Source organism: Sphingomonas cremea, assembly GCF_021502585.1.
Lineage (GTDB): Bacteria > Pseudomonadota > Alphaproteobacteria > Sphingomonadales > Sphingomonadaceae > Sphingomicrobium > Sphingomicrobium cremea.
Map to the genome: position 1 here is coordinate 69,333 of NZ_JAKFGM010000001.1, position 16,728 is coordinate 86,060.

General features: G+C 63.3%; 19 protein-coding genes. 2 read left to right on the forward strand and 17 right to left on the reverse strand.

Annotated features, from left to right (window positions below; translation table 11 throughout):
• Positions 1–13 precede the first annotated feature (13 nt).
• Positions 14–1,165, forward strand: a complete 1,152-nt coding sequence (locus LVY65_RS00335; RefSeq protein WP_235066030.1) for a PQQ-dependent sugar dehydrogenase — start codon at positions 14–16, stop codon at positions 1,163–1,165.
• Between the two features lie 3 nt (positions 1,166–1,168).
• On the opposite strand, the gene LVY65_RS00340 is transcribed toward LVY65_RS00335, so the two are convergent.
• From LVY65_RS00340 to trmB, 3 genes are read right to left on the reverse strand one after another with little or no spacing between them, the layout of a single operon-like run.
• Positions 1,169–1,849 (reverse strand): peroxiredoxin, encoded by a 681-nt coding sequence (locus tag LVY65_RS00340; protein ID WP_235066031.1) that lies wholly within the window; start codon positions 1,847–1,849, stop codon positions 1,169–1,171.
• Positions 1,850–1,885: 36 nt separating this feature from the next.
• Positions 1,886–2,935: a cysteine synthase A gene (locus LVY65_RS00345; RefSeq protein ID WP_408021969.1), complete on the reverse strand. Its 1,050-nt coding sequence runs from the start codon at positions 2,933–2,935 to the stop codon at positions 1,886–1,888.
• 39 nt (positions 2,936–2,974) lie between these two features.
• Complete coding sequence (gene trmB, locus LVY65_RS00350) at positions 2,975–3,676, reverse strand: tRNA (guanine(46)-N(7))-methyltransferase TrmB (RefSeq protein WP_235066033.1); 702 nt, start codon at positions 3,674–3,676, stop codon at positions 2,975–2,977.
• Between the two features lie 120 nt (positions 3,677–3,796).
• On the opposite strand from trmB, the gene LVY65_RS00355 reads away from it, so the two are divergent.
• A complete protein-coding gene (locus LVY65_RS00355) occupies positions 3,797–4,192 on the forward strand; it encodes a DUF1761 domain-containing protein (RefSeq protein ID WP_235066034.1) in 396 nt (131 codons plus the stop codon).
• 42 nt (positions 4,193–4,234) lie between these two features.
• On the opposite strand, the gene metK is transcribed toward LVY65_RS00355, so the two are convergent.
• The 14 genes from metK to mmsB form a co-directional block, all read right to left on the reverse strand.
• A complete protein-coding gene (metK, locus tag LVY65_RS00360; protein WP_235066035.1) occupies positions 4,235–5,464 on the reverse strand; it encodes a methionine adenosyltransferase in 1,230 nt (409 codons plus the stop codon).
• A 57-nt stretch (positions 5,465–5,521) separates the two neighbouring features.
• Positions 5,522–7,036 (reverse strand): apolipoprotein N-acyltransferase, encoded by a 1,515-nt coding sequence (gene lnt, locus LVY65_RS00365; RefSeq protein ID WP_235066036.1) that lies wholly within the window; start codon positions 7,034–7,036, stop codon positions 5,522–5,524.
• A 10-nt stretch (positions 7,037–7,046) separates the two neighbouring features.
• Positions 7,047–8,381: a PQQ-dependent sugar dehydrogenase gene (locus LVY65_RS00370; protein ID WP_235066037.1), complete on the reverse strand. Its 1,335-nt coding sequence runs from the start codon at positions 8,379–8,381 to the stop codon at positions 7,047–7,049.
• Positions 8,382–8,446: 65 nt separating this feature from the next.
• Positions 8,447–9,340, reverse strand: coding sequence for a hemolysin family protein (locus LVY65_RS00375; RefSeq protein ID WP_235066038.1), 894 nt, complete (start codon positions 9,338–9,340; stop codon positions 8,447–8,449).
• Positions 9,340–9,843, reverse strand: a complete 504-nt coding sequence (gene ybeY / locus LVY65_RS00380) for an rRNA maturation RNase YbeY (protein ID WP_235067134.1) — start codon at positions 9,841–9,843, stop codon at positions 9,340–9,342. Before ybeY ends, LVY65_RS00375 begins: the two co-directional genes overlap by 1 nt.
• A complete protein-coding gene (locus LVY65_RS00385) occupies positions 9,843–10,844 on the reverse strand; it encodes a PhoH family protein (RefSeq protein ID WP_235066039.1) in 1,002 nt (333 codons plus the stop codon). Before LVY65_RS00385 ends, ybeY begins: the two co-directional genes overlap by 1 nt.
• Complete coding sequence (miaB, locus tag LVY65_RS00390) at positions 10,844–12,172, reverse strand: tRNA (N6-isopentenyl adenosine(37)-C2)-methylthiotransferase MiaB (RefSeq protein ID WP_235066040.1); 1,329 nt, start codon at positions 12,170–12,172, stop codon at positions 10,844–10,846. Before miaB ends, LVY65_RS00385 begins: the two co-directional genes overlap by 1 nt.
• Before the next feature lie 11 nt (positions 12,173–12,183).
• The gene (locus LVY65_RS00395) at positions 12,184–12,912 is read right to left on the reverse strand and encodes a lysophospholipid acyltransferase family protein (RefSeq protein WP_235066041.1); all 729 of its coding nucleotides are present in this window, start codon (positions 12,910–12,912) and stop codon (positions 12,184–12,186) included.
• Positions 12,913–12,925: 13 nt separating this feature from the next.
• Entirely contained in the window at positions 12,926–13,348 is a 423-nt protein-coding gene (locus LVY65_RS00400; RefSeq protein ID WP_235066042.1) for a Fur family transcriptional regulator, read from the reverse strand.
• Between the two features lie 122 nt (positions 13,349–13,470).
• Complete coding sequence (locus LVY65_RS00405) at positions 13,471–13,890, reverse strand: MucR family transcriptional regulator (RefSeq protein WP_328282457.1); 420 nt, start codon at positions 13,888–13,890, stop codon at positions 13,471–13,473.
• Positions 13,891–14,009: 119 nt separating this feature from the next.
• On the reverse strand, positions 14,010–14,492 hold the full coding sequence (locus LVY65_RS00410) for a GNAT family N-acetyltransferase (RefSeq protein ID WP_235066044.1): 483 nt from the start codon (positions 14,490–14,492) through the stop codon (positions 14,010–14,012).
• A complete protein-coding gene (gene tsaB, locus LVY65_RS00415; RefSeq protein ID WP_235066045.1) occupies positions 14,492–15,103 on the reverse strand; it encodes a tRNA (adenosine(37)-N6)-threonylcarbamoyltransferase complex dimerization subunit type 1 TsaB in 612 nt (203 codons plus the stop codon). The genes LVY65_RS00410 and tsaB overlap by 1 nt, the downstream gene beginning before the upstream one ends.
• A gap of 76 nt (positions 15,104–15,179) precedes the next feature.
• Complete coding sequence (locus LVY65_RS00420; RefSeq protein WP_235066046.1) at positions 15,180–15,758, reverse strand: NifU family protein; 579 nt, start codon at positions 15,756–15,758, stop codon at positions 15,180–15,182.
• A 27-nt stretch (positions 15,759–15,785) separates the two neighbouring features.
• Positions 15,786–16,721, reverse strand: a complete 936-nt coding sequence (mmsB, locus tag LVY65_RS00425) for a 3-hydroxyisobutyrate dehydrogenase (protein ID WP_235066047.1) — start codon at positions 16,719–16,721, stop codon at positions 15,786–15,788.
• Positions 16,722–16,728: the final 7 nt, after the last annotated feature.

Sequence of the window (16,728 nt, forward strand, 5' to 3'; positions counted from 1 at the left end):
AAGGAGAGATCGGATGAGCCGGGGAGTTTTGCAAGCGGCACTGGCTGCAATGATGCTGATGGGCTGCCAGTCAGAGGGTTCGGCACAGCGCGACGCGGCCGCCAGCAAGCGACCTTTCACGGTCACCGAGATCGCAAAGTTCAGCACGCCATGGGCCATGGCCTTCCTGCCTGGCAGCGGTGTTCCACTGTCCAACATGGCCCTGCTGACCGAGAAAGAGGGCAAGCTGTGGCTGGTCGATGTCGGTAGCGGCAAGCGAACGGCGGTTTCGGGCGTGCCAAGCGTGGTGGTCGCAGGGCAGGGTGGGCTGGGCGACGTCATGCCCCATCCCGATTTCGCGGGTAATCGGCGCATCTATCTCAGCTTCGTCGAGGGCGGCGAAGGTGGCACCAGTGGCGCGGCCCTGGGATATGGGACCCTCGATCTCGGCAATCCCGAGGCTCCGGCACTCCTTGATTTCAAGGTCATATGGCGCCAGCAGCCGAAGGTTTCGGGCGACGGCCATTTCTCGCACCGTATCGCCTTCGGTCCCGATGGCTTCCTTTACCTGAGCTCGGGCGAACGGCAGAAAATGGCACCCGCGCAGGACTTTAGCGGCAATCTCGGCAAGGTGTTGCGACTGACCGATGAGGGCGCGCCAGCCCCAGGCAATCCATGGGCATCGCGCGGCGGCGTCGCCGCCCAATTCTGGACGATCGGGCATCGCAACGTGCTGGGATTGAGCTTCGCGCCCGACGGCCGGCTGTGGGCCAGCGAAATGGGACCGCAGGGCGGTGACGAGGTCAACCTGATCCTGCCGGGCCGCAACTATGGCTGGCCGCGCGTCTCGAACGGGAGCCATTATGGCGGCGCAGATATTCCCGATCACAAGCCGGGAGACGGCTATGAGGCGCCGAAGGTCTGGTGGAATCCCTCGGTCTCGCCCGGGGCCCTGATGATCTACACCGGCGACAAATTCCCTGGCTGGAAGGGCGACGCGCTATTGGGCGCCCTGTCCGGCGAGGCATTCATTCGGGTCGACATCGACGGCGACAAGGCGCGCAAGGCCGAGCAATGGCCGATGGGCGCGCGCATTCGCGCCGTCGACCAGGGGCCGGATGGCAGCGTTTACCTGCTGGAGGATAATGGGCGGCTGCTCAGGCTCGAGCCGGCGGCCGCCCGCTGATCGTCAATCGACGGGCTGTGGCTCGTCAACCGGCTGCGGCACGGTCCGCAAATAGGGCTTAACCGTCTTCCAGCCGCCCGGGAATTTCTCGCGAGCAGCTTCGTCGCTGATCGAGGGCGGAATGATGACGTCCTCGCCCGGCTGCCAGTTCACCGGGGTGGCGACGCCCTTGTCTTCCGTCAGCTGGACGGAATCCAGCAGGCGCAGCACCTCGTCGAAGTTGCGGCCCGAGCTCATCGGGTAAAGCAACATGGCGCGGATCTTCTTGTCCGGGCCGACGATGTAGACGGTGCGGACGGTCGCGTTGCTGGCCGCCGTGCGGCCCGCGGCCGTATCACCGGCATCGGCCGGGAGCATATTGTAGAGCTTCGCGACATTGAGGTCACGGTCACCGATGACCGGATAATCGACCTTGTTGCCCGACACTTCCTCGATGTCCGGCAGCCACCTCCTGTTGTCTTCGGTCGCGTCGACGCTCAGGCCGATAATCTTGGTGTCGCGCTTGGCGAACTCATCCTCGAGGCCGGCCATATATCCAAGTTCGGTGGTGCAGACCGGAGTGAAGGCTTTCGGGTGCGAAAATAGGATCGCCCAATGGTCGCCGATCCAGTCATGGAAATTGATAGAGCCCTGCGTGGTTTCCGCGGTGAAATCCGGGGCAACGCTGCCGATTGAAAGCGTCATGTTTTCTTCCCTTGCTGAGTCGGTTGGATGGCGCCGCTATACTACTGCGGGCACCGGGACAAAATCGGGTTCGACCTCCACTGGGCGGTCGAGCCACTCCGGCGGGCTCAAGCCTTTGGAGCGGAGGAATTCGGGGTTGAACAGGCGCGACTGATAGCGCGTCGCCGGATCGCACAGCATGGTGACGATCGTCCGGCCCGGGCCCAGCTCCTTTGCGAGCCGGATGGCCCCGGCGACGTTCACGCCGGATGACAGGCCGAGCGCGAGACCCTCGTCCTTGAGCATGGCAAAAGTCGTGGCCAGGCTTTCCGCGTCGGGAATGAAGAAGCTTTGGTCGGGTGCGAAGCCCTCGAGATTGGCGGTTACGCGCCCCTGGCCGATACCTTCCGTGATCGAGCTTCCTTCAGCCTTCAATTCGCCGGTCTGGTAATAGCTGTACATCGCCGCGCCCGGCACATCCGCAAGGGCGATGACGATGTCGCGCTTCCGCTCGCGAAGTGCCCTGGCAACCCCCGCCAGCGTGCCGCCGGTTCCGATCGCGCTGACGAAGCCGTCGACCTTGCCTCCGGTCTGGTCCCAGATTTCGGGGCCCGTAGTGGCGACATGGATGTCGCGATTGGCGACATTGTCGAACTGGTTGGCGAATATGGCGCCATTCGGCTCCTCGCGCGCCAGTTTTTCGGCGACGCGGCCCGCGACCTTCACATAATTATTTGGGTTGCGGTAGGGGACGGCGGGCACCTCGATCAGGACCGCGCCCAGGGATCGCAACGTATCCTTTTTCTCCTGCGCCTGCGTCTCGGGGATGACGATCACGGTCTTCATTCCCATCGCGTTGCCGACGATGGTCAGGCCGATGCCGGTATTACCCGCGGTCCCGTCGACGATGGTCCCGCCAGGCCGAAGCTGCCCCTTCTTGATTGCGTCGCTGACGATGCCCAGCGCGGCGCGGTCCTTGACCGAAGCGCCGGGATTCATGAATTCGGCCTTGCCGAGGATGGTGCAGCCAGTCTCCTCCGACGCGCGCTTGAGCTTGATCAACGGCGTATTGCCAATCGCGGCGAGAACGGAGTCCCTGAAGTCCATGACCCGCATTTAGGTATGCTTCCGCCCCAGCGGAAGTACTCAGCCCAGCCGGCGGTAGCGAAACTGATGAGGCGTGCGGCCTTCGCGACGGGCCTTGGCGGCGTAGCGCGTCTCCGGCCAGCCGGACGGATAGCGCAGCCACTCGCCGGGTTCCTTTACCACCCATTCGAACTCGTCGGTGTGGCGCTGCATTACCATCAACAGCCAATTCAAATAGGTCGGATCGTCGGTGGCGACGCGGAACTCGCCGCCCGGCTTCATCTTGGACGCGATAAGCGCGAGCGGCCCATCGTTCATCATCCGCCGCTTGGCATGGCGCGCCTTGGGCCAGGGGTCGGGATGGAGAAGGTAGACCATCGTAAGCGATCGGTCGGGCAGCCGCCGAAGCACATCGAGCGCATCGCCCATGTGAATCCGAATATTGGCCAGCTTCTGGTCGCGGATATGGGCAAGCGCCTGGGCGACTCCGTTCAGGAATGGCTCGCAGCCGATGAAGCCATGGTCAGGCAGCAAGTCCGCGCGATAGGCGAGATGCTCGCCGCCGCCGAAGCCGATTTCAAAGTGCAGCGGGCGGTCGTCGCCGAACAGCCTTGCCGCCGTGATATCGCCCTCGCTGGGCACGGCAATGGCGGGGAGCAACGTTTCGACCAGATCGGACTGGCTCTTGCGCAGCTTATGCCCGCTCGACCGGCCGTAAAGGCGGTTGATGGTAGTCGGATCCGCTTCCGTTTTAGCAATCATCGGCGGCTCGTTAGGCGGCGAACATCTCACGCGCAACGCGATTGGAGCGGCGAAGGCGCGATGTTATGGTTTCGCCCGCGCAACGAGGAGCAAACTTCGGCGTGAAATGGGGAGGGAAATATGCGCTCTGGTGGAATCAACTGGCTGGCCGTGATCGTGGCCGCGATTGCGATCTACGTAATAGGATTCGTTATCTACGGAATGCTCGTCCCAGAGGAGGCGATGAGCGGAATGACCGATGCCGAAAAGGCTACGGCGATGTCGCGGATGATGTACGGCCCGCTGATGCCGATCCTGACGGCGGTGTTCATGGCCGTCCTGTTCAAATGGGGCCAGGTTGCCGACGCGATGGCGGGAATCAAGTGGGCGGTCGTGATCGGCCTGGCTTCGGCCGTGCCGACAATGCTCTACGGCTGGGTCTATGGCGGGCTGCCGACCGACATGACCATGATCGACTGCGCACATTTGCTGCTCGGCCACATTGCGGCCGGTGCGATTTTGGGAGGTTGGAAATAGCCAAACGCTGGGCGCCGCTAATCGGCGGCGCCCATATACCAATCAGGCGGGGACGGCCACTTCGGCCAACGCCGCCTTCAGGTCATCGACCAGGTCGGTCTTTTCCCACGGGAAGAGGTCGCCTTCGGCCTTGCGGCCGAAATGGCCATAGGCGGCGGTGGCCGAATAGATCGGCTTGTTGAGCCCAAGGTGGGTGCGAATGCCGCGCGGGGTGAGGCGGCCGAGCTTGCCGATCCGCCCGATCGCGGTCTCGATCACGTCGTCGCCGACCGTGCCGGTGCCGTGGGTGTCGACGTAAAGCGACAACGGCTCCGAAACGCCGATGGCATAAGCCAGCTGGATGGTGCAACGGCGCGCCAGGCCGGCGGCGACGATGTTCTTGGCAAGGTAACGCGCCGCATAGGCAGCCGAGCGGTCGACCTTGGTCGGGTCCTTGCCGCTGAATGCGCCGCCGCCATGGGGCGCCGCGCCGCCATACGTGTCGACGATGATCTTGCGGCCGGTGATTCCGGCATCACCCTCGGGCCCGCCAATCTCGAAGCTGCCGGTCGGGTTGATGTGATAGACGGTTTCATCGCTCAGCAGCTCGGCAGGGAGCACGTCGGCAATCACCCGCTTCACATAGGCGTGCAGTTCGGCCTCGTTCTCGCCTTCGTCGTAGCCCTTCTTGTGCTGGGTCGAGACGACGACGACCGTTGCCGCGACCGGCTTGCCGTTTTCGAAGCGAAGCGTGACCTGGCTCTTCGCGTCAGGCTCCAGGAAGGGGGCGCGGCCGGCGTGGCGATCCGCTGCCATGCGCTCGAGGATTTTGTGGCTGTAATCGAGCGTCGCCGGCATCAGGTCGGGGGTCTCGTCGCAGGCGAAGCCGAACATGATGCCCTGGTCGCCCGCGCCCTCATCCTTGTTGCCGCTGGCGTCGACGCCCTGCGCGATGTGCGCCGATTGCGGGTGGAGATGGTTGGCAAAGTCGAGGCGGTCCCAATGGAAGCCAGCCTGTTCATAGCCGATGCGCTTCACCGTCTGGCGAACGGCATGCTCGATCTCGTCGCGGATGCCCGGAGCCCAATTGCCCTCGCGGTCCATGATGCCCTGGCCACGGATTTCACCAGCCAGGACGACACGATTGGTGGTGGTCAACGTTTCGCAGGCGACCCGCGCTTCCGGGTCCTTCGACAGGAACAGGTCGACGATCGCATCGCTGATCTGGTCGGCAACCTTGTCCGGATGGCCTTCGGAAACCGACTCGGACGTAAAGAGATAGGAGCTGCGCATGGAAAAATGTCTATTCCTTGGCTGAAAACTGCTAAAAAATAAGATATAAAGGATTCGTTATATGGCCCTGTAGCGAGCGCGACGGTCCAGCGCAATCGCAGTGATCAACAACAAGAAGCCGATGGTCAGCGGGATGATGTTGCCATGGCGAGAGAAGAAGGTCGGCGGAGCGATCGGAGGCAGGTAGCCCCAGATAATTCCGGCTTTGCCCCAGGGGATGGAGTCGATCAGTTTGCCGTGCGCGCTGACGAGGGCGCTGATCCCTGTAGGCGTGGAACGGATTACCGGCAGGCCTTCCTCGGCGGCGCGAAGCCGGGCTTGGGCCAGATGTTGAGGGGGACCCCAGCTTCCGAACCATGCATCATTTGAAGGATTGAAGATGAAGTCCGGTCGGTGATGCCGGTCGACGACCCGCCCCGAGAAGATGATTTCGTAGCAGAGCTGGAAACCGGCGGTTCCCCATCCTTCGGGCAAAGCCAGGCTCTGCGGACCCGGTCCGGACTGAAAGTCCGTGTCGCCGGGCGCGAGCCGAGACAGGCCGATCGCCGAAAGGACCGTGCGGAACGGCAGATATTCGCCATAGGGGACGAGGTGCGCCTTGTCGTACCGGCCTACGAACCGCCCCCCGGGGCCGAGGATGAATACACTGTTCGCGGCGCCATCGACGTTGCGTCGATCGCTCGACCGAAATGCCAGTCCGCCGGTCAGCAGCAGGTCTCGATCACCCACTTCGCGTGTGGCAGCTGACCTCTCTTCAAGGATGTAGGACGCCGCGCCCGGCCGGTTATCGGACAAAGGCTGCGTGACGGCGGCTTCTGGCCAAAAGATCAGCTCCTGGCGCCTGTCGCGCAAGCTCGACAGTTTGTTCAGCCTGGCCGCGGCAATTTCCTCATAGCCAGGGATCCATTTGACCTGCTGGCCGATGTTCGGCTGCACGATCCGGATTGGCCGCGGCGTATCGACGGGCAGCAGTGCAGGGAAGGGAATCAACGCCAGAAGCGCCACTGCGGCTCCGAGCGGCACCGCCAGGCGCGCCTCCCTGCACGAGGCCAACCACAAGCATCCGCCGGCGATCATGACCATCGCTGAAAGCGCGTAGGTGCCGATCCACTGGCCCGCCGCCAGCCACGGAGTGTCCACCAAAATCACGCCTGCCGGGTTCCACGGGAACCCCGTGAACATGGTCGCGCGGAGCCACTCGGTGATTGGCCAGCTGCCGGCGAGCGCCAAAACCAGAGCCAAACGATTCTTCGTTCCGAACCGCCAGGCCAGGCCCGCTGCGATCGCCGGATAGGCGGCGAGATATAGTGAAAGCAGCACCACTGCGATCCAGCCGAGCCAGGCCGGCATCGCCGCCTGGAATGTGAAGGCGGTAGCGATCCAGTTGAGCGCAATGACGAACTGACCGAGCCCGAAGCCCCAGCCGATGAGCAACGCCTGGCGAAGAGACCCGGAGCGCGCGACCAGCTCGCACAGCGCGGCGATCGAAAGGATCATGAGCGGCCACCAACCAACCGGCTGGAAGGCGAAGGCGGAAATGGCGCCGAAGACCAGCGCGATAAGGAAATTCATGAAGTCGTGGCTAGCGGGTGGCGGGCTTCGGGGGAAGCGGCTGCGTGGCCGCGGCGGTCACTCGCCAAACCTTGCCGCCGACATCGTCGGCAATCAGCAGGCTTCCGTCCTTGCCGATCGCCACGCCAACAGGGCGGCCGTAAGCGACGTCGCCGACGCGAAAAGCGGTCAATATGTCGATCGGCTTGCCGGATGGCTGGGCGCCCGTGAAAGGCACAAACACTACCCGGTAGCCGCTTGGGTCCTTGCGGTTCCATGAGCCATGCTCGCCCACAAAGGCCCCCTGCATAAAGCGGGCGCCGAGGGCTGCACCGGACGAAAACGCCAGGCCGAGTGGCGCAACATGCGTCCCAAGCGCATAGTCGGGGGCAATGGCCTTGGCGACCATGTCGGGCCGGGGCGGCTTCACCCTGCTGTCGACATGATTGCCAAAATAGCTCCACGGCCAACCGTAGAAGGCGCCATCCCTGACGGATGTCAGATAGTCGGGGACCAGATTGTCGCCAAGCTCGTCACGCTCATTGACCACGACCCACAGCCTGTTGCTCCACGGGTTCCAGGCGATGCCAACCGGGTTGCGCAGGCCGCTTGCAAAAATGCGGTAGGCGCCGCTGCGGGCGTCGATCATCCATATCGCGGCGCGGCCCTTTTCCATTTCCAACCCATTTTCGCCGACATTGCTGTTCGAGCCGACGCCGACGAACAGGAACCTGCCGTCGGGAGAGGCGACCATCGATTTGGTCCAATGGTGATTATATCCCGATGGAAGATTGGTGACGTGGCGCGGCCGTCCGGCGATCTCCGTTTGCCCGGGCTGGAAGCGATAGGCGACAATGCCGTCTGCATTGGCAACGAACAGTTCGCCATTGGCCAAAGCCATTCCGAAGGGCGAATAGAGGCCGGTCAGCAGTGGCGATTTGCGTTCGACGACGCCGTCACCGTCCGCATCACGAAGCAGGCTGATCCGGTTGGCGCTACCCTGGCTGGATCCCGCTTTCTTCATCAGCATTTCCTGGATTGTGCCGCGAATGCTGCCGCCGGTCTTGTCAGTGCCGGGACTGTCTGTCTCAGCGACCAGTACGTCACCGTTGGGAAGCACCTGCAGCCAGCGCGGATGGGTCAGGCCGCCAGCAAATTCATTGACCTTGAGACTTTCAGCGGCAACTGGCGTCTTGCCGGCCGGCCAGCCTTCGCCCTTGGCAACATTGACCGTAGGAACGACGGACGTGCGGGGCTGTTCGAGGGGCGGATTAGGTCCCTGGGTCTTGCTTACGCTCTCTCTCGGCGAGTTGTTGCAAGCGGAGAGCGCGAATAGCAGCGCAGGCGCGAAACGGTACAGCCGCATTGGAATCTTCCCTTCGTCGGCCCGCCGCCCGGCGCTCTAAACGGCGGCGCGCGCCAAAGGATGCGTTACTTGCCGTTCGGAGCAGTCTCGGGCGCTGCCTCGGGCGCATGCAGTCGCAAGCGCAGGATTCGCCGGGGATCGGAATCTACCGCCTCCAGCCTCCAGCCCGAAGAGTGAAGTACCGATTCTCCCTTGGCCGGAATGCGCCCCGCGAGCAGGAAAACGAGTCCACCCAAGGTGTCGACTTCGTCATCCTCGGCCACGAGCCTCCGATCGACGACCCGGGCGAGTTCGTCGAGCTCCAGCCGGGCATCGGCTTCCCACAGGCCATCGTCGAGCATTTGCAGCATTCCGGCGGCCTGCACGTCGTGCTCATCCTCGATTTCGCCGACGATCTCCTCGACAACATCCTCGATCGTGACCAGGCCCTCGGTACCGCCGAATTCGTCGACGACGATGGCAAGGTGCATCCGGCCGGTACGCATCCGCGCAAGCAGGTCGAGCACTCCCATCGATTCGGGCACGAACAATGGCGTGCGGAGAAGGCCTTCGATCGAGCGGGGGCGGGACGGATCTTCCTGCGCCTTGAACACATCCTTGATGTGAATCATGCCGATCACCTCGTCGAGGTCTTCGCCGGTGACCGGCAATCGGCTGTGTTCAGCCTCGGCGAAGGCGCGGATCAGGCCCTCGAAACTGATCGTCGACGGGACCGAGACAATGTCGCCGCGTGTCACCGCCACTTCGCCGACGGTACGGTCGCCGAAATGCAGCAGGTTGCGGAGCATCTGGCGTTCGAGCGGGGAGAGGTCGCCGCGCTTGGGAGGCTCGGCGTCCGCCTCGTCGATCGCATCTTCTATCTGGTCGCGGAGTGTCGCATCATGGTCTTCACCGAACAGTAGCGCGCGCATTCCGCGCCACAGCCGGGAGCCGCCCTCTTCCTCATTTTGGGTAGCCATCAACGATCCCCCGCATAGGGATCGGCGATGCCCATTCGCGCCAACGCGCGGATTTCCCGCGCTTCCATATCGGCTGCGCTTTCATCGTCCATATGGTCGTAACCCAGCAAATGAAGCGTTCCATGCACCATCAGATGCGCGGCATGCTCTTCGATTGAGATGGCCTTTTCGGCCGCCTCGGCAATGCAGACCCCGCGGGCAAGAATGATATCGCCGAGCATCAGTTCCGGACCAGGAGAGGCGGCTTTGGCCAGTTCGTGGGCCTCAGCCATCGGGAAGGACAGGACGTTGGTCGCCTTATCCTTGCCGCGCCATTCAGCGTTGAGAGCATGCACTTCCTTGTCGCCGGCCAGGCGAAACGACAGCTCGACCATCCGCTCACTGCTCGTCAGTTGCGGGAATGCGCTTTCGGCGATTGCGGCGGTTGCGGCGGAACGAGCGAGCTCGTCCCAGCCGGTGCTACTGTCCCACTCCCCGTCAGCCTCGATCGCGACTTCGAGCATCACCGGCCCGGGCCCTCATAGGCTTCGACGATGCGGCCCACCAACGGGTGGCGGACGACGTCGGCAGCGGAAAAGCGGACCATCGAGAGCTTCGGGATACCCTCAAGCTTCGAAACAGCGTCGGCCAGGCCCGAGGTAACGCCCGGGGGCAAGTCGGTCTGGTTGGGATCGCCGCAAACCACCATCCGGCTGCGCATGCCGAAGCGGGTCAGGAACATCTTCATCTGCTGCGGCGTGGTATTCTGTGCTTCGTCAAGGATGATGAAGGCGTCGTTGAGCGTCCGTCCGCGCATGAAGGCGATCGGAGCGATTTCGATCTCCCCGCTGGCGATGCGCCGCTCCACCTGTTCGGTCGGCAACATGTCGTAAAGTGCGTCGTAAAGCGGCCGGAGATAGGGGTCGACCTTCTCCTTCATGTCGCCGGGCAGGAAGCCGAGCCGCTCGCCCGCCTCGACCGCGGGACGCGACAAGATCAGCCGGTCGACGCTGCCCGACACCAGTTGCGACACCGCTTGGGCGACGGCGAGGTAGGTCTTGCCGGTTCCGGCAGGACCGAGCGCGAAGATCATGTCGTCGCGCGCCAGGCATTCCATGTAGCGGGTCTGCACCGTCGAACGCGGAACGATGGTCTTCTTGCGCGTCCGGATCATGACGTGCGGAGGAGAGGCCACTTCGTCAGCGATGATACCGTCAAGCGCCGGCTGGTTGGCCATGCCGATCACCGCTTCGACCGCGGCGGCATCGACGTCCTGGCCCTGATCGAGCCGGTTGTAGAGGCCGAACAGCACGTCGCGGGCACGGGCGGCCGCATCGGGGTCACCCTCGATCATCACCCGGTTGCCGCGAGCGGAGATGTTCACGCCAAGCCGGTCCTCGATCATCACCAGATGACGGTCATAATCGCCGAACAGCGGCCCCAGCAGATATGGCTGCTCGAATTCCAGCTCGAGCCGGGCGCGTTCGTCGATGTTGGCGGCGGCGGGAAGGTCGCGCTTGGCCATCAGGCGGCCTTCGCCGTGCGGAGAACGCCGCCGAGGCTATTGGTAAGCGCGTGGGTAACCGTCACGTCGAGCATGTCGCCTATCCCGGCATCCGTTTCGACAAACACGGATTGCAGCCATGGAGACTTCCCGATCATCTGTCCCGGCAGGCGGCCTTTGCGGTCGATTAAAATGGCGAGGTCCTTGCCGATGGTGGCGCGGTTGAAGGCGAGGCTGTGCTCGGCGAGGCGGACTTGGAGCCGCTGCAATCGATCGTCCATCACCTCTGCCGTCACCGCTCCTTCCATCACCGCCGCCGGGGTGCCCGGCCGGGCGCTATATTTGAACGAATATGCCGAAGCGTAACGCACCGAATCGACGATGGCGAGGGTGGTGGTGAAATCTTCATCGGTCTCCCCGGGGAAACCGACAATGAAGTCGCCGGAAATGGCGATATCGGGTCGCGCCGCGCGAACTTTTTCGATCGTCCGCAGGTAGGACTCGGCGGAGTGGCTGCGGTTCATCGCCTTCAGGATCGGGTCGGACCCTGACTGCACCGGCAAGTGAAGGTAGGGCATCAGCTTGTCGACTTCGCCATGGGCGGCAATCAGCCCGTCGGTCATGTCGGCCGGATGACTGGTCGTGTAGCGAAGGCGTTCCAGCCCATCGATCCTCGCCAATGCGCGAATCAGCGAATCGAGCCCGCCGGAACAGCCCTTCTCGTCTTCGCCGCTCCACGCGTTGACGTTCTGGCCGAGCAGCGTGATCTCCCGCGCGCCGCCTTCGACCAGGCTCCGCGCCTCTGCGACGATATCCGCCCAGGGCCGGCTTATTTCCGCCCCACGGGTATAAGGCACCACGCAATAGGTGCAGAATTTGTCGCAGCCTTCCTGGACGGTGAGGAAGGCACTTGGCCCAACCTTGCGGCGGGCCGGAAGAGCGCCGAACTTGCTGATCGCCGGCATGTCCGTGTCGACCGGGCGTCCGCCGTTGGCGACCTCGGCGACCATCTCCGGCAAGCGGTGATAGGCCTGCGGGCCGACGACCAGGTCGATCATCCTGGATCGCGCCTTGGCCTCGGCGCCCTCGGCCTGGGCGACGCATCCCGCCAGTGCGATCATCGGCTTGCTGCCGTCCTCGCGGCGCAATCGACCGATATCCGAATAGGCCCTCTCCGCCGCCTTTTCCCGGATGTGGCAGGTGTTGAGCACGACCAGATCGGCGTCGGCACCTTCGGCAGCGGCGGTCATGCCCTGTGCGCCGAGAAGCTCGGCCATGCGCTCGCCGTCATAGACGTTCATCTGGCATCCGAAGCTCTTGACGCGGTAAGTCTTGGGAAGATCAGTCATTTGGTGCGGGCCTATAGGCCCGTCGGCTCGTTCACGGAAGATAGCGCCGCGGCAATCACCTGGCGAGCGTGGCGGGCCAGCCCCTTGCGGTCGGCAGAGGGCGGCAGCGGGTGGAGAAGGCGCAAGGTGACGTGCATCGTTCCGCGATGGCCCAGTATCCGCTTCACATTGTCAATTCCGGGTTCGCCGCTGTGCCAGCCGACGATATCGGCATGGTCGCCATAATCGATCGCCACCGGACGGACGCTTGCGCCCGCCGGCGGCGGCGCCACTGCCTCAAGAAGGGCAGAGCGAAACGGAAGCAAGTGCCGGCCGTCGCTGGTCGTTCCTTCGGGGAATACCGCCAGAGGCTGGGGTTGATTCAGCGCCTCCGCAATGCGCCGCACCTGGGTGTGAGCATCGCCACGCTGGGCGCGGTCGATATAGAGCGTCCGGTTCTGGTCGGCCAGCCATCCGACGAGCGGCGTTCGCTGAACCTCTGCCTTGGACACGAAGGCGGCGCCGGCGAACCCTCCGAGGATCAATATATCGAGCCAACTTGTGTGGTTGGCGACAACGAAGGTGTGAGGCTCCAACGGTCCCCCCTCGATCCGCACCTTTACCCCGATAATGCGCGCAGCGGCGGCCAGGAAACGGCTAGGCCAAGCCGAATGGCCGACCACCCACTTCGACAGGATGTGGATTGGCGCGACAGTCAGGAAAAGAATGACAAGGCCGGCAATGCGGAGCCAGCGAATCAATGAGGAAGGCCGTTCAGCGGTCGCGATCAATGGCGACGCCGTAAAGTTCCATGCGATGGTCGACCAGGCGGAACCCGAGCTTCTCGGCGATCCGCTTCTGGAGCATTTCAAGCTCTTCATCGACGAACTCGATGACGTTGCCGGTCTCGACGTCGATCAAATGGTCGTGATGGGTTTCCGACGCAGCTTCGTAGCGCGACCGCCCGTCGCCGAATTCGTGTCGTTCAAGAATTCCAGCTTCTTCGAACAGGCGAACCGTCCGGTAGACGGTCGCGATCGAGATGTTGGGATCGATCGAGGCTGCGCGCGAGTGCAGCGTTTCGACGTCGGGATGGTCTTCGCTTTCGCCCAATACGCGGGCGATCACCTTGCGCTGTTCGGTGATGCGTAGGCCCTTGTCGGCGCACAGCTGCTCAATGTCGATGGTTCGATGCATGGGCAGTTGTTAGTCGCGACCTTGGAGGAAGACCAGACCGTCATTGCAAGCAAAGGGAACCAACCCAGTGTTTTTAGGGCTGGATTGCTTCCTCATTTCTTTCCCCGCAATGACGACAGGGGTTACCGCCCCTTGGTCTTGCGCCGCTTGGTACCGAGGCCGATCGACTTGGCCAGCATACGGCGCTGTTCGGCATAGTTGGGTGCAACCATCGGATAGTCGGCGGCCAATCCCCACTTCTGTCGATACTGATCCGGCGTCATTTGATAATGGGTCATCAGGTGCCGCTTGAGCATCTTCAGCCTTTTGCCGTCTTCCAGGCAGACGATATAGTCAGGCTTGATCGAAGAGCGGATCGAAACCTTTGGTTCGGGCTTGGCTTCGGCCGCCGCACCTGAGCCGGACAAGCCCGACAGCGCACCATGCACATTCTGAATGAGTTGCGGCAGGTCGTTCACCGCCACGCTGTTATTGCTGACATGCGCTGCGACGATATCCGCCGTAAGCGTGATCAGTGTGTCGTCATTCCCTTGAGCGTCCATATTTAAATTCCCGAGCATGAATAGGAACAGGACAGTTGCCCACTGCCGATACTAACCGTTCACTACTACGTGATTATTTTGCCAGCAATAAGCAGTGACACGTATACGAATTAATCGTTTCACTGGCCCAGAATCAGGGTGACGGCGTCGTACGCCCTGCCGTCAGCGCCGTGATAATAGTTGCGCCGACGACATGCTGGAATGAAGCCCGCTGCCCGGTACATCGCGACCGCCGGATTGCCGTCGCGCACTTCGAGATGGAGCTTCGTTGCGCCCCAATGTCGTACCGTTGCGATGAAATTGTCGAGCAGCGACTGGCCAATGCCGCTGCGCTGGCTCGCGGGATCGACCGCGATCAGCAAAAGCTCGGCTTCGTCCGCCACGCACCTTGCCAGCGAGAATCCGGCGGGTCCTCGGTTATCCTCGGCGATGGTCAGGTTGACGCCTGACATCGGCAGGATCCCGGCACATTGGGATCGGGTCCAGGCTTCACCGAAACAGGGCTGGAACGCGCCGCCCATGATCCGCATGACATCGTCGAGGTCATCGATCCCTCCGGGACGCAAGCGGACAAGGCTCGCTGCTTTGCGGATGGTTGCCATCATGCCGCCTTGGCCCGCGCATCGGGGGCGCGGGCGTAGATCGGCTTGCACTCGAGCATCCGGAGAAGCTCCGGCAATTGCATCGCGTGGCTTGCTGTCGGCAGCAGGGGCATCGCCTCGCCCGAATGTCGGGCGGCCACCAGCGCTTCCGCACCGCTACCAACGACGAGCGGTGCATCGACCTTGGCCGCGGCCGCGACCGGAGTCAGATTGAGGATCGGACCGGTCGCCGTCAGCTTTTTGCGGTTGAAAGTCTGGACGAACAGCTCGCCGTGGCCGCCGGCCATTGCCACCGCCAGCTTGCCTTCACCCGGTGGAGCAGAAGCTGCGACCAAGGCTAACGAATTCATCCCGGCCAGCGGGATGCTCCAGCCGATTGCCAATCCATGGGCAGCGGCGATCCCGACGCGAAGGCCGGTGAAACTCCCGGGGCCGACGCCGACCAGAAGCCGGGTGGGCACATGGCTGTCGAGCATTTCCTGTATCATTGGCACTAGTCGTTCGGCGTGGCCGCGCCCGATCACCTCGTCACGCGACGCGATGATCGTACCGTCCGGCAGCAGCAGCGCAGCGGTGCAAGCGGCGGTCGACGTGTCGAGCGCTAGGATCAACGGCTTAGCCTCCAGTCTCCCCCGGACCCATGGAGGCACAGGCGCCGCTATCGGGCAAGGAAAAAATCGAAGCGGATCAAACCGCTTCGATGGTTTCCACCTCGGGAACATAATGTTTGATCAGGCTTTCGACGCCCCGCTTCAAGGTGACGGCGGAGGAGGGACAGCCTGAGCACGCGCCCTGCATTCCAAGGTAAAGCTTGCCGTCCTTGTAGCCGCGATAGACGATATCGCCGCCGTCCTGCGCAACCGCGGGCCGGACCCGCGTTTCCAGCAATTCCTTGATCTGGTCGATGATATCGGCGTCGGCCGGATCGCCTTCGAACAACGGGCTGGAATCCGGCGCTACATCAATTCCGGCGGCGCTGCCCTGCCGGAACAGCGGCGCGTCGAGCATGAAATGATCGAGCAGGACCGAGAGGACTTCGGGCTCGAGCTGGTTCCATTCGACCTTTGGCGCTGCCGAGACTGAGACGAAGTCGCGGCCGAAATAAACGCCATCGACCATGCCGGTCGCGAACAATGCCTCGGCCAGCGGGCTCGCTTCGGCGGCGTCGGCGTTCGGGAAATCGCGCCCTCCCGCTTCCATTACGGTACGGCCGGGCAGGAATTTGCGTGTCGCCGGGTTGGGCGTCTTTTCGATTTCAATCAGCATGGCCGGGATGTGGTCGCTCGGCGCCGCTCAATCAAGCGCCGTCACCGGCGGCTCCGGCTCCTTGGCCCCCTCCGGCGCCTGCCAACTGTCATCGATCATCTTGATGATGCCCGAAAAATCCTTCGACCCGCCGCCCAGGTCGACGAAGCGCTGATAAAGCTCTTCGGCCTCGCCACCCATTGGCGTGTAGGCGCCCGATGCCTGGGCCGCTTCCATCGCCAGCCTCAGATCCTTGAGCATCAGCGCGGCGGCAAAGCCGCCCTCATAGCCGCGGTCTGCCGGCGTTTCGGGACCGACGCCGGGAACAGGGCAATAGCTGGTCATTGACCAACTCTGGCCGCTGGCCTTCGATGAAATGTCGAAAAAGACTTTGGGGTCGAGCCCAAGCTTCTCGGCCAGCACGAACGTTTCGCAGGTCGCAGCCATGGTCGCGCCCAGCAGCATGTTGTTGCAGATCTTGGCGGCCTGGCCGGCTCCGGGACCGCCGGCGTGGATCACGGCCTTGCCCATCTTTTCGAGGAAAGAACTAGCCTTGGCGAACCCGCCTTTGCTCCCGCCGACCATGAAGGTCAGCGTGCCGCCCTCGGCCGCGGCGATGCCGCCCGATACCGGTGCGTCGACCATCGTGTAGCCCGCCGCGTCAGCTTCGGCCTCGACCGCCTTGGCGGTGGCAACGTCGATGGTCGAGCAATCCATCAGGATCGCGGTCTTGGGCGCAGCGCCGAATACCGCCTCGCGATACACTTGGGCGACATGCTTACCGGCGGGCAGCATGGTGACAACCGCATCGGCGTCCTTGCAGGCTTCCGCCGCGGATTTGGCGCGTTTGCAGCCGCGCTCGACAGCATGGGCAAGCGCCTCTTCACTGAGGTCGAAGGCCAGAACCTCATGTCCCGCCTTGGCAAGGTTGGGCGCCATGCCGCCGCCCATATGCCCCAACCCGATGAATGCGACGCGTGCCATGTCTTAC